Origin of the sequence: Stakelama sediminis (assembly GCF_014199335.1) — a bacterium.
GTDB classification, from domain to species: Bacteria; Pseudomonadota; Alphaproteobacteria; order Sphingomonadales; family Sphingomonadaceae; genus Sphingomonas; species Sphingomonas sediminis.
Genome location: NZ_JACIJI010000002.1, coordinates 506007 through 519041 on the forward strand (window position 1 = coordinate 506007; position 13035 = coordinate 519041).

Genomic DNA, 13035 nt, shown 5'->3' on the forward strand with positions numbered 1-13035 from the left:
GGTCAGCGCGTCGGATAGTTGGGCGCTTCGCGCGTGATGGTGACGTCATGCACATGGCTTTCGCGCAGGCCCGCACCGGTGATCCGCACGAAGCGCGCACGCTCCTGCAACTCGGCAATGGTATGCGATCCGGTATAGCCCATCGCTGCCTTTACGCCGCCGACAAGCTGGTGAATGACATCGCGCGCCGGTCCCTTGAACGGCACCTGCCCTTCAATCCCTTCGGGCACCAGCTTGAGCTGGTCCTTGATATCCTGTTGGAAATAGCGATCGGCAGAGCCTTTCGCCATCGCACCCACCGATCCCATGCCGCGATAAGCCTTATAGGCGCGGCCCTGATAGAGGAAGGTTTCGCCCGGTGCCTCCTCAGTCCCGGCGAGCAGCGATCCGACCATCGCCGCGCCTGCCCCGGCGGCCAGCGCCTTGGCCACGTCGCCGGAGGTCCGAATTCCGCCATCGGCAATAACGGGCACGCCCGACTTCTTCGCTTCGGCAGCCGATTCCAGCACCGCAGTCAACTGCGGCACCCCGATCCCGGCAACGACGCGCGTGGTGCAGATCGACCCCGGTCCGATACCGACCTTGATGCCGTCCGCGCCCGCGTCGATCAGTGCCCGGGTCGCTTCCGCCGTCGCGACATTGCCCGCGATTACCTGTACCGAATTGGAGAGCTTTTTCACCCGCTCGACCGAGCGCGCAACATCGCGATTATGGCCATGCGCGGTGTCGATGACGATCAGGTCGACCTCCGCATCGACCAGCGCGGCGGTGCGTTCGAAGCCCTTGTCACCGACCGTTGTCGCCGCCGCCACGCGCAGCCGCCCCGACGCATCCTTGGTGGCGTCGGGATAGGTCACCGCTTTCTCGATATCCTTCACGGTAATCAGTCCGATACAGTGATAGGCGTCATCGACGACCAGCAGCTTCTCGATCCGGCGCTGATGGAGCAGGCGGCGCGCCTCTTCCTGTGTCACGCTGGCCGATACCGTAGCCAGATTTTCGCTGGTCATCAGTTCGGATACCGGCTGCTTCGGATTTTCGGCAAAGCGCACATCGCGATGGGTCAGGATGCCGACCAGCTTGCCCGATGCTTCGGTCACCGGAATGCCGCTGATCCGGTGACGGTTCATCAGCGCCTGTGCCTCGCTGAGCGGTGCGCTGGATGCAATCGTGATGGGGTTGACGACCATCCCGCTTTCAAAGCGCTTCACCTGTCGCACGGCATCGCATTGTTCGAGCACCGACAGATTGCGGTGCAGTACGCCGATCCCGCCAAGCTGCGCCATGACGATCGCCATCTCGGCCTCCGTCACCGTATCCATCGCCGAAGACAGGACGGGAATGTTGAGCGACAGGTCTTTGGTCACCCGCGTCCGCGTATCCGCCATGCTGGGCAGAACTTCGGATTCCGCCGGGTACATGAGAACGTCGTCGAAGGTGAGGCCGAGGGGGATTTCCATGAAGCTGCCAATGTCCTGAGTCGGAGAATGGCGGTCCATGTAACCAAGCATTGCCGCTTTCGCTAGTGGGTCGGTGCAAACAGTCGGATGAAAGGGAAAAAGAGCGTTAACGCGTTCGCAACCGCCCGCCAAAGAGGATAAGAGCGGTTTCGAAAGCGTTCTCCCGGAGTGTTCATGCCGACACTGTCCCGCAAACCGTCTGTCGCCTTCGGCGTCGAAGCATCGATTTCGCCCGTTACGCGATCGGTACTGTCAGTGCTGTATGCCGCGCTTACGCTTTATGCTGCCTTCTCGGCCCCCGCGTTAATCGGAGAATATGGCTTTTCCCACCCGGCATGGCTGCTGCTCGGCATATGGCTGGGAGCGCTTGCCCTTGCCATTCCGATTGCCCGCCATGCGCCTTCCCGGTTGGGCATTGCCCTGCTGGGAACGCTGTGCGTCGCCCTGCGGCTTGATCCTCTGTTCCACGCCTGGAACGCATTGCCCGGTGGCGACGCGCGCCTTTATCCGGAAATCGCCCGCCACCTGCTCGATGGCCGGGGGTTTTACGTATATGAACCCGTTATCGGGATGCGCATGGTCGCCTTCTATCCTCCGGCCTATGCCATGCTGCTTGCCGGATGGGGAGCGATAGCAGGGCTGTCCGCAGCGTCGCTCTTCGTTCTCAACCTGCTGTTCGATGCTATGGCGGCGTGGCTGATCGCGCGGCTGGGAAAACGGCTGGGCCGTCCGGGTGCAGGGCGCGCCGCCGCATGGAGCTACCTGATCTGGCCGAGCACATTGCTGGCCGCCCCCTTCGCCCAGAAAGAGGCGCTTTGCATCATCCTCGTACTGGGCCTTGTCCATGTCTGGTTTTCGGCGGCTACGTCCCGTCAAACCACCTGGAAAGCCGTTGCCGCTATCGGGATACTGACCGGACTATTGGCACTCACTCAACCCGGTTGGGCGACGCTGTCCCTGCTGATCGGTCTCGTCCTCGTACCGCAGGCAGGGTTACGTAAAATTTTGCGTGCGGGCATCCCGGCCGCCGGAGTGACCATGCTGGTCATGCTGCCCTGGTGGGTTCGCAACGCCATCCAGCTTCATGCCTTCGTCCCCCTCACCTCGGCGGGCGGGGTCAGCCTTTGGGTCGGCAACAATCCCGGTGCGACGGGGGACTGGCTTCCCACCCCCATCGACAAATGGCATGCGCACGAGCTGGGCTATGCCCATGACACCGCCAGACTTGCCTCGCAGTGGATCGCCGCCAACCCGTTGGAGTTCATGCGGCTGACCGCGACGAAATTCGTTCGCGCTCTCGGCGTGGAACATGCCGGCGTGGTACGCATGGCCGCACTGTCCCCCGCTCCTTCCGGCAGCTTACTCGCAACCCTGCTCCCGCTTGCCGTGCTGCCCTATGTCGCGCTGCTTGGCGCGACCTCTGCCGCACTTGGAGTGCTCCGCCAACGGCTGCCCCCGATTTTGCCGCTGTTGCTCCTTGCGGGCATTGCGCAATGCGCTCTGTTCGGGGTGTGGTTCGAATTCGGCGAGCGGCACCGCCTGTTCCTGTTGCCGCTGATGCTGCTCGCCTGTGCGTGCGTACTGTTTCCTCAGCGAGAACAGGGCAAAACCGCCTGACCGTCGACGCGCGCGAGCAGGGCGCGGGCCCGTTCGACATGCATGGCTTCGATCATCCGGTCGCGAAACCGCTCCGCTCCGCCCGAAGCCGCTTCGATCAGGGCGCGGGCCTCTTCGATTTCCGCATCGGTCGGCCCGAAAGCGCGCGCCGCGACGGCAATCTGGTTGGGATGGATCAACGTCTTGCCGTCAAAGCCCAGCGCCCGCCCGGCCAGACATTCGCGCTCCAGTCCCTCGGCATCGCCCAGCGCATTGAACACACCGTCCAGTGCCCAGCAACCGTGCGCCCGTGCCGCCAGCACAATCGTCTGAAGCGCCACACCGATTGCGTCGCGCGGCGCATTGTCGGGAATATGCAGTTCGGCCCTCAGGTCGTTGGTCCCCGCAATCACGCCGACCACTTCCGGCAGTGCCGCGATATCGGCTGCGTTCAGCACGCCAAGCGGCGTTTCGATCATCACCAGCAACGGCTTTTGGAGCGCGCTTGCCACAAGGGCAACGCTCTGGGCGGATTCCGCTTTGGGCAGGATGGCGAAATCAGCTTTGCTTTCTGCAATCGCCGCCACATCCGCATTGTGCGCGGAATGCCCAAGCCCATTCACCCGAATGGCACAGGGCCGCGCTCCGAAGCCCTGCCCGACCGCGCTGACCGCAGCGGCACGGGCATCGTCCTTGGCTTCCTCACGCACCGCATCTTCCAGATCGAGCAGCACCATATCCGCATCCAGCGTTCGCGCCTTTTCGATGGCACGCGCATTCGACGCGGGAAGAAACAGCGCCGTGCGCGGTGCGATTGGATGGACTGTGCTCATGGGAAGGCTATGGTGGCAATCAACATCATTTGCCAAGGGGAGTCGGGCCATGGCGTTCATTACTTTTCTGCTGCTGCTGGCAGTTATCGTCATCCTGTATCTGTTCGCCAGCGTGAAGATCGTGCGTCAGGGCTATCAGTGCACGATCGAGCATTTCGGGCGCTTCACCACCGTCGCCCGCCCCGGCTTCAACTTCTACCCCGCCTTCTTTTATCGCATCGGGCGCAAGGTCAACATGATGGAGCAGGTGATCGATATTCCCGGTCAGGAAATCATCACCAAGGACAATGCGATGATCTCCACCGACGGGGTGGTGTTCTTTCAGGTTCTGGACCCGGCCAAGGCGGCCTATGAGGTGTCGGACCTCTATAACGCGCTCATGAACCTTGCGACAACCAACCTGCGCACCGTCATGGGCTCGATGGACCTCGACGAAACCCTGTCGAAGCGTGACGAGATCAATGCCCGCCTGCTCGCCGTGGTCGATCATGCGACGACGCCCTGGGGCGTGAAGATCACCCGCGTCGAGATCAAGGACATTCGGCCGCCGCGCGACATCGTGGACGCCATGGCACGCCAGATGAAGGCCGAACGCGAAAAGCGCGCCAACATCCTCGATGCGGAGGGCGATCGCGCGTCGCAGATTCTGCGCGCCGAGGGTCTGAAACAATCCGCAATCCTGGAGGCCGAGGGCAAGCGCGAAGCCGCCTATCGCGAAGCCGAAGCACGCGAACGCTCGGCCGAAGCGGAAGCCAAGGCGACCAGGCTGGTGTCCGACGCCATCGAAGACGGTTCGGCACAGGCGATCAACTATTTCGTCGCGCAGAAATACGTCGATGCAGTCGGCAAGTTCGCGACCTCAAACAATGCAAAGACCATCCTGTTCCCGGTCGAGGCGACGCAGTTGATCGGCACGCTGGGCGGTATCGGCGAACTGGCGAAGGAGGCGCTCGACAAGACGCCGACCGTGCCGACGACACCGACAACCCCGGTCACGCGCCGTACTGTGCCCCGGCGCAACGACGCTTAAGTCATGGACTGGTTTTCGGGTGCCGGGCTGTGGTGGCTGATCGCGGCATTGCTGCTGGGGATCGCCGAACTGCTGATCCCCGGCGTGTTCCTGATCTTCATCGCCATTGCCGCTGCGATTATCGGCGTCGTGACCCTGTTGTTTCCCGAGCTGGGTCTTGCCGGTCAGTTCGGCGGGTTTGTCATCTGGACCATCGTCACCGTGCTGATCGGCAAGCGCTGGTATCGGGACTATCCCGTCGACACGCTCGATCCGAAGCTGAACGACCGGGTCGCGCGCCTGATCGGCGAAACGGTCGAGGTCACACAGGCAATCGAAAACGGCCATGGCCGCGTGCGCGTCGGCGACGGCGAATGGCCCGCCCATGGTCCCGACATAGCCAGCGGTGCACGCGTCAGGGTCGTCGGCGCCGATGACGGCGTGCTGCGCGTCGAACCGGTGCCACCCGCTCTTTCCTGACCGTATCCCTTCTTTGTTTTTTCGGAGTTTTTCATGCCTATTGATCGTCGTGCGCTGCTGGCCGTTCTAGGCACCGGTGCCGCTTTGCCCGCGCTTCCGATGCGCGCATTCGCCGATGCGACCGGCCCCAATGCGAAGGCGGAGGCGCTGCTGTCGCAAATCGCCGAAACCATGCTTCAGGATTTTCCCGAACAGGCAACCGGGCTGGGCATCGACACCGGCGCGCGCGCACCGTTAAAGGCACGACTGGTCGATCACAGCGCGGCGGGGCAGCATGTCATCGCCGACCATCTGCGCACCCATGTCGCCGCCATCGACACGCTCGACATGAATGCGCTCGACGACGCCACGCGTACCGATGTCGATGTCGTGCGCACCGCCTTCACACTGGCGCTCAAGGGCTTTGCCTTTCCCTATGGCGATATTTCGGTCGGCAGCTATCGCAATTCGCCCTATGTGGTCATCCAGAATGTCGGCAGTTTCCTCGACGTGCCGCAATTTCTCGATACCCAGCACACGATTGAGGAGCGTGGTGACGCCGACGCCTATCTCACCCGGATGCAGGACTATGCGGAAGGGCTGGACGGTGAGACCGAGCGCCTGAAATCCGCGCGCGCAATGGGCGTGGTCGCGCCCGACTTCCTGCTCGACAAGGCCATCGCACAGTTGAAGATCGCGCGCGGCGACGATGTCGCCAAATGGAGCCTCGTCAAATCGCTGGTCAGCCGCGCCACCGACAAACATATCCCGGGCGACTGGCAGGCACAGGCCGAAGCGATTGCGTCCGCGCAGATCGCGCCGGCGCTCGACCGGCAGATCGAGGAAATGGAAAAGCACCGTGCCGTCGCGACGCATGACGCGGGCGTCTGGAAACTGCCGCAGGGCGACGCCTATTACCGCTGGGCGCTGCAGGCGGGCACCACCACCACGATGTCGCCCGATGAGGTGCATCAGATGGGCCGCGAACAGCTCGCCGACCTGCAATCGCGCATGGACGCCATCCTGAAAAAACAAGGCTATACCAAAGGCACTGTCGGCGAACGCATGACCGCGCTGGGTAAAGACCCGAAATATCTTTTCCCCGACAATGATCAGGGCCGCAAGGAGATCATTGCCTTCCTTCAGGGGCGGATCGACGATATCCGCAAACGTATGCCGCAGGCGTTTCACACGCTGGTTCCAGGCAATGCCGTGGTGCAGCGCATGTCGCCGGAGGTCGAGCCCGGCGCACCCGGCGCCTATGGCGGGCCCGGATCGATGGACGGCAAGGTGCCGGGACGGCTGTGGATCAACCTGCGCACCACGAAAATCTGGCCGCGCTATGCGCTGCCCGACCTTGCCTATCACGAAACCATCCCCGGCCATGTCTGGCAGGGCGAATATACGTTCAAACTACCGCTTATCCGTTCGATGCTGGCCTTCAACGCCTATTCGGAAGGCTGGGCACTTTATGCCGAACAGCTTGCCGACGAACTGGGCGTCTATGACAGCGATCCGATGGGGCGGCTGGGCTATCTGCAAAGCCTTGCGTTCCGGGCATGTCGTCTGGTCGTCGATACCGGGCTGCATGCCAAACGCTGGAGCCGGGAGCAGGCGATCCGGTGGTTCGCCACCACCAACGGTTCCACCGTGGATGAGGTGACGGGCGAGGTTGACCGCTATTGCTCCTGGCCGGGTCAGGCCTGCGGCTACAAGGTCGGCCACACCACCATCAACCGTCTGCGCGACAAGGCAAAGCAGCAACTGGGTGGCAAATACGACTTCAAGGCATTCAACGATACCGTGGTGCTCGGCGGCGGCGTCCCGATGACGGTGCTCGGCCGCAATGTCGACCGCTATATTGCGGGCGCCCGGACCTGAATATCAGCGGTACCCGGTGCGGCACCGCCATTTCTATTCATCGCGTGGAACCGGATCACCCTCGTCCGTGCGGTCGGTACGTTCGCTGATATCGCTGACATCGCCAAGCCCGCTGCCTTCTGCAGAGGTCTGACGAGCCGTACCGTTGATCCGTGCGTTGCGTTCATCCTCGATACTCGTACCCGGTTCCAGCCGGGTACGATTGCGCGGCAGAGCTTCCGGCATCTCGTCGCGGATGAACGCCAGCATCGCTTCGCGAATGTCGCAGCGCAGGTCGAACGCGATGGCGGCATCAGCGGCGGTCGCCAGTACGCGCACCTCGATCGCTTCCGGTTTGACGTCCGTCACCTGCAACACATAGCCGCGCCCGTCCCAGCGCGGATTCGACTTCACAACCTCCTCATATTTAGCACGCAACCGTGAAATATCGGCGGTGGGATCGAGGTAGAAAAAAGCCGAGCCCAGCAATGTCGCCGTCTGGCGGGTCCAGTTCTGAAAGGAGTCGTCCAGAAACTTGCTGACGGGAACCACCAGCCGCCGTTCGTCCCAGATCGCGACGACGACATAGGTCAGGCGGATTTCCTCGATCTTGCCCCATTCGCCGTCAATGATGACGACATCGTCGAGCCGGATCGGCTCGGTAAACGCCATCTGGATACCGGCAATCAGGTTCTTGAGTGCCGGTTGCGCAGCCGCACCCACCGCCAAAGCGACCAGCCCCGCCGACGCCATCAGGGTGACGCCGACGCTGCGGACACCCGGAATCGACAGCAGCATCAGGCAAATAGTAACGAACCCGACGACCAGCGTGGCGATGCGGGTCAGAATCATACTGCGCGTACGCCGCCGCCGTGCCCGCAGATTGTCGGCGACCGAAATGTCCCAGTGCAATTCGACGATACGTGCCCAGGCCCGGATCAGCGCAATCACCAGCCAGCCGACCAGCAGTGGCACGATCAATCCTGCCGCCTGTTTCCATATGGCGTTTGCCTGTGCGCCCAGGCTGAGGGCACTGCGGATAAAGGTCAGCGCCAGCGCGACCAGTATCCAGCGCAGCGGCCCTCTTCCTACATCGACGAGGACATCCCCGCTTTGACTGCCGGTGCGCTTCGTAATGCGAAGCAGAATGCGGATTGCCACGAAATGCACGAATAATGCCGCGCATATGGCGAGGACAACCAGCCCGATGTCGAGTATCGGAGCCGGGAGTGTCCAGCCTGCTACTTCTATTTTAGCCATAGGGTGTCAACGCATGCCGAACGATAAGTTCCGCACTGCAGCATTTTTGACAATATGGCTGAAACGGTTGGCGATCAGCTCTTGCCGAACAGGCCCGAAGCCATCCCGCCCAGCGCGCCGCCAATACCGCCCTGTTGCCCTTCCAGCAGCTGCGCAAAGCGGCCCAAAGCACCTTCGCCGCCGATCTGCTCGATGATTGCGATGATCTTGGCGACCGGCAAGCCCGTGGAATCAGCGGCCGTCTGTGCTGTATCGCCCGGTGCGGTGTGGGCCTGAGCCAACGCCTGTACCGCGGCCTCGGCCTGCTCAGGAGAAATGCCGACCTTTTCCGCCAGATTCTTGAGGTCGATATTTCCTGCAACCTGTCCAAGCAGTCCATCGAGCATGCTCATGCGACAATCCCTTCAATACGACTCCGAAACAATGCATCCATTATCACGAATGTGCTGCGGGTGCGAGGACAGAACAGGAAGCCGGTGCCTAGAGTCAGACGGTTTCCTGTGCCTTGGTAGGTGCCGCTTCCAGCACACCGGCATCGATATGATCCGCGAACTGCGCGAAATTTTCGACGAACAGGTCGACCAGCTTTGCCGCGGTGGCATCATATTCGACCGTATCGGCCCAGGTTCCGCGCGGATCAAGGATCGCTGAATCCACACCGGGAACGGCGACCGGCACCTGAAATCCGAAATTGGGGTCGATACGAAACTCGACATTGTTCAGACTGCCGTCCAGCGCCGCATTCAGCAGCGCACGGGTCGCCTTGATCGGCATCCGGCTGCCGACACCATATTTGCCACCGGTCCAGCCGGTATTGACCAGCCAGCAATCGACCCCGCCCTTGTCAATCCGTTCTTTCAGCAAATTCCCGTAAACGGATGGATGGCGCGGCATGAACGGCGCGCCGAAACAGGTGGAAAAGGTCGCCTCCGGTTCGGTCACGCCGATTTCGGTGCCTGCTACCTTGGCGGTATAGCCCGACAGGAAGTGATACATCGCCTGATCGGGGGTCAGCTTCGCGATGGGCGGCAGCACGCCGAACGCATCCGCCGTCAGCATGACGACGTTCTTCGGCACCGGTCCCATATTCTCTGTGGACGCATTGGGGATGAAATCGATCGGATAGGCACCGCGCGTATTTTCGGCGAGCGTCGCATCATCGAGATCGAGCTCTCGGCTTTCCTCGTCCATCACGACATTTTCCAGCACCGTTCCGAACCGCTTCGTCGTGGCGTAAATTTCCGGTTCCGCGTCTTCGGAAAGGCGGATCATCTTGGCATAGCAACCGCCCTCGAAATTGAACACGGCGGTATCGGACCAGCCATGTTCGTCATCGCCGATCAGGGTACGGCTGGCATCCGCCGAAAGCGTCGTTTTGCCGGTGCCGGACAGACCGAAAAAGATCGCGGTATCGCCCTCGGGACCGATATTCGCCGAACAGTGCATCGGCATGATGCCCTGCATGGGCAGCATATAGTTGAGCAGCCCGAACACCGATTTCTTCATCTCACCAGCATAGCGGGTACCGCCGATCAGGATCAGCTTTTCGGTGAAATTGACCGCAATGACCGTTTCCGAACGGCAGCCGTGGCGCTCGGGATCGGCGCGAAAGTCCGGCAGGTCGATGATCGTATATTCCGGCTCCATCCCGGCGAGTTCGCCGTCTTCGGGACGGACCAGCATCGTGCGGATGAACAGATTCTGCCAGGCGAGTTCATTAATGACGCGTACCTTGACCCGGTGTTCGGGTTGCGATCCGCCATACAGGTCGGCGACGAACAGCGTGTCGCGTTCCTTCAATGCGGAGAGAAAATCGGCCTTCAGATTGGCGAATGCTTCCGGGGCCATAGGCTTGTTGACCTTGCCCCACCACACGCTTTGTTCGGTTTCGTCGTCGCGGACGATAAACTTGTCATTGGCCGATCGTCCGGTGTGCTTACCGGTTTCGACAACCAGCGGTCCGTGCTTTGCCAGTCTGCCCTCACCGCGTTTCAATGCCTGTTCGACAAGCTGCGGCGTATTCAGGTTCCAGTGCAGTTCGGCATTCGTTTCGATGCCCATGGCACGCAGTCCGAGAGCGGGTGTGCGCTCGATCATATCCTCATTCTCCCCAGTAGCACCCGGTTTTGACGGGTTGCGTAACTATATTTTTATTGCGCGTCCCGCTTAGAACGCACGCTCGAACCGGTCAAACACCGACCATATAAAACAGCGAAAACACTGTACGCTTCATCGCATCGGTTGAGCGCGATGGAACTTTGCACTACTCCCAAAGCCTCAGTCGGCTGTGTTCGGGTGCATGATGACGGATACGATCGCGCTCGTTGATGACGATCGCAACATCCTTACCTCGGTTTCCATCGCGCTTCAGGCGGAAGGATTCGTTACGCGCCTCTATTCGGACGGGGAAACGGCCTTAAAGGCCCTGATCGACAATCCACCCGATCTGGCCGTGCTCGATATCAAAATGCCGCGGATGGACGGACTGGAGTTGCTGCGGCGATTGCGGGAAAAAACCCAGCTTCCGGTAATCTTTCTGACCTCAAAGGATGACGAACTGGATGAGGCGCTTGGCCTCGCCATGGGAGCGGACGATTATATTTCCAAACCCTTCTCCCAACGTCTGCTGATCGCCCGGATCCGCGCCATTCTTCGCCGTGCCGAACACAGCACAGCCACCGGCCGGCAAGAGGGAGAGGAAGGTACGACCATCCTGACGCGGGGCCGTCTGACCATGGACCCCGCGCGGCATCGCGTGCTTTGGGCGGACAAGCCGGTGACGCTGACCGTGACCGAGTTTCTGATTCTGGAAACGCTTGCCCAGCGTCCCGGCATCGTCAAGACGCGCAACCAGTTGATGGATGCCGCCTATCAGGACGATATTTACGTCGATGACCGCACCATCGACAGCCATATCAAGCGGGTACGGCGCAAATTCCGTCAGGTCGATCCCGATTTCGACGCAATCGAAACACTCTATGGCGCCGGCTACCGATTCTCCGACGAGTGACGACCGGGAGCTTTCGCTACGCTGGTCCGGACGAATCTCGCTCACCGCGCGGATTCTGGCGGTCAATATTTTTGCGCTCGCACTGCTGGCGGGTGGATTTTTCTATCTCGATTCCTACCGGACGCGAATCCTCGACAACCGGGTATCGCAATCCGATCGCGAAGTCAGACTGATCGCCGAAGCGCTTGACGCTGCACCTCGAAAACTCAAAAATTCGCTGGTGGTGCGGATGGCTGCCTCCACCGGTACCCGCGTTCGTGTCTATTCGGACAAAGGTACATTGCTGGAGGACAGTCAGGCGCTGGGCCTTCGCAACTTCACCCTGCAGGATCCCGACAAACAACCTTGGCAAATGGATGCCGCGCGTTTCCTCGATGCCGTCATCGACACCGTGGTTGCCGCCCGCCGACCTCCCTTATATCGCGAACACCATGGCAATACCGGCCTGCGATGGCCCGATGTGGTCACTGCAATCGATACGCATGGTACCGCCGCATCGGTCTGGCGCGCGCCCGACCGCACGCCGGTCGTTACCGCCGCCGCAGCACTTGATGATGGCGGCGTGGTACTCACCACGGTCAACGCCCGTGACATTACGCAAACCGTCCGGCTGGAACGCTATCGCCTCAGCATCGTGCTGGCGATTACCGTCCTGACCTCGATCCTCTTGTCACTCTTCCTCGCCCGTACCATCGTCCGCCCGCTGCGCAGGCTGGCCCGAGCGGCGGTGCGCGTACGTCTGGGGCGCGCGCGCGAAGTGGTGGTCCCCCGCCTTCCCTCCCGGCGGGATGAGATCGGCATGCTCGCCCGCGCGCTTTCGGATATGAGTCAGGCGCTGCGCGCGCGCATCGACGCCACCGAAGCGTTTGCGGCGGATGTCACGCATGAGATCAAGAATCCGCTGGCCTCTTTACGTTCCGCCGTAGAGGGCTTGGCCAATATTCAGGATCCGGAGCTTCAGGCACGGCTGATCGCCGTTATCCGTGACGATATTCATCGCCTGGACCGGCTGATCAGCGATATTTCCGATGCCTCCCGGCTCGACGCGCAACTCAGCCGCGCCAAGTTCGAACCCGTCGATCTCGGCGCGCTTCTGTCGGCGCTCGTCCACCAGCGGATCGAACGCGGCCTGCCCCGTAACCTGCGTATTCGTTTCGATCGGCAGCCGGAGGAAGCAATCCGGGTTCTGGGCGAAGGAACCCGGCTGGAGCGCGTATTTGAAAACCTGATCGATAATGCCATCTCCTTTTCGCCCGACCGCAGTGTGATCACCCTTTCCGCGCATCAGGACCATCATTGGGTAGAAATTCGGGTAGAGGACGAAGGGCCGGGCGTCCCCGAAGCACAACGGGAATCGATTTTCCGCAGGTTTCACTCGATTCGCCCCGAAACGGAAGAATTCGGTAAGCATTCCGGGCTGGGACTCGCCATTGCCCGGACGATCATAGAAGGGCATCAAGGCACGATCGCAGTCGAATCGCGCGAAGATCGTCAGGCCGGTGCGCGGTTCATCGTCCGCCTGCCGACCACTGGCGCGAGGCACTAACG

The 13035-nt window shown here is 61.4% G+C and carries 11 protein-coding genes; 6 read left to right on the forward strand and 5 right to left on the reverse strand.

Going from position 1 to position 13035, the window contains the following annotated elements; genetic code table 11:
* Positions 1-2: 2 nt before the first annotated feature.
* A complete protein-coding gene (guaB, locus tag FHR23_RS08920) occupies positions 3-1460 on the reverse strand; it encodes an IMP dehydrogenase (RefSeq protein WP_184003277.1) in 1458 nt (485 codons plus the stop codon).
* A 174-nt stretch (positions 1461-1634) separates the two neighbouring features.
* Here guaB and FHR23_RS08925 point away from each other — a divergent pair, with 174 nt between their 5' ends.
* Positions 1635-3077, forward strand: a complete 1443-nt coding sequence (locus FHR23_RS08925) for an ArnT family glycosyltransferase (protein ID WP_184002999.1) — start codon at positions 1635-1637, stop codon at positions 3075-3077.
* On the opposite strand, the gene FHR23_RS08930 is transcribed toward FHR23_RS08925, so the two are convergent.
* Positions 3050-3889, reverse strand: a complete 840-nt coding sequence (locus FHR23_RS08930; protein WP_184003000.1) for an HpcH/HpaI aldolase/citrate lyase family protein — start codon at positions 3887-3889, stop codon at positions 3050-3052. The genes FHR23_RS08925 and FHR23_RS08930 overlap by 28 nt on opposite strands.
* 49 nt (positions 3890-3938) lie before the next feature.
* On the opposite strand from FHR23_RS08930, the gene FHR23_RS08935 reads away from it, so the two are divergent.
* The 3 genes from FHR23_RS08935 to FHR23_RS08945 are packed head-to-tail and all read left to right on the forward strand — an operon-like array spanning position 3939 to position 7238.
* Positions 3939-4919: an SPFH domain-containing protein gene (locus FHR23_RS08935; protein ID WP_184003002.1), complete on the forward strand. Its 981-nt coding sequence runs from the start codon at positions 3939-3941 to the stop codon at positions 4917-4919.
* A gap of 3 nt (positions 4920-4922) precedes the next feature.
* On the forward strand, positions 4923-5378 hold the full coding sequence (locus FHR23_RS08940; protein ID WP_184003004.1) for an NfeD family protein: 456 nt from the start codon (positions 4923-4925) through the stop codon (positions 5376-5378).
* 33 nt (positions 5379-5411) lie between these two features.
* Positions 5412-7238: a DUF885 domain-containing protein gene (locus FHR23_RS08945; RefSeq protein ID WP_184003006.1), complete on the forward strand. Its 1827-nt coding sequence runs from the start codon at positions 5412-5414 to the stop codon at positions 7236-7238.
* 33 nt (positions 7239-7271) lie between these two features.
* Here FHR23_RS08945 and FHR23_RS08950 read toward each other — a convergent pair whose 3' ends face one another.
* The 3 genes from FHR23_RS08950 to FHR23_RS08960 all read right to left on the reverse strand — a co-directional run bounded on the left by FHR23_RS08950 (position 7272) and on the right by FHR23_RS08960 (position 10574).
* Positions 7272-8477: a mechanosensitive ion channel family protein gene (locus FHR23_RS08950; protein ID WP_184003008.1), complete on the reverse strand. Its 1206-nt coding sequence runs from the start codon at positions 8475-8477 to the stop codon at positions 7272-7274.
* Between the two features lie 74 nt (positions 8478-8551).
* Complete coding sequence (locus FHR23_RS08955) at positions 8552-8863, reverse strand: hypothetical protein (RefSeq protein WP_246359788.1); 312 nt, start codon at positions 8861-8863, stop codon at positions 8552-8554.
* 100 nt (positions 8864-8963) lie between these two features.
* A complete protein-coding gene (locus FHR23_RS08960) occupies positions 8964-10574 on the reverse strand; it encodes a phosphoenolpyruvate carboxykinase (RefSeq protein WP_184003011.1) in 1611 nt (536 codons plus the stop codon).
* 205 nt (positions 10575-10779) lie between these two features.
* Between FHR23_RS08960 and FHR23_RS08965 the strand changes: the two genes are divergently transcribed.
* Positions 10780-11487, forward strand: a complete 708-nt coding sequence (locus FHR23_RS08965; RefSeq protein WP_184003279.1) for a response regulator transcription factor — start codon at positions 10780-10782, stop codon at positions 11485-11487.
* Positions 11456-13033, forward strand: coding sequence for a sensor histidine kinase (locus FHR23_RS08970; protein ID WP_184003013.1), 1578 nt, complete (start codon positions 11456-11458; stop codon positions 13031-13033). Before FHR23_RS08965 ends, FHR23_RS08970 begins: the two co-directional genes overlap by 32 nt.
* The last annotated feature ends 2 nt before the right edge of the window (positions 13034-13035 follow it).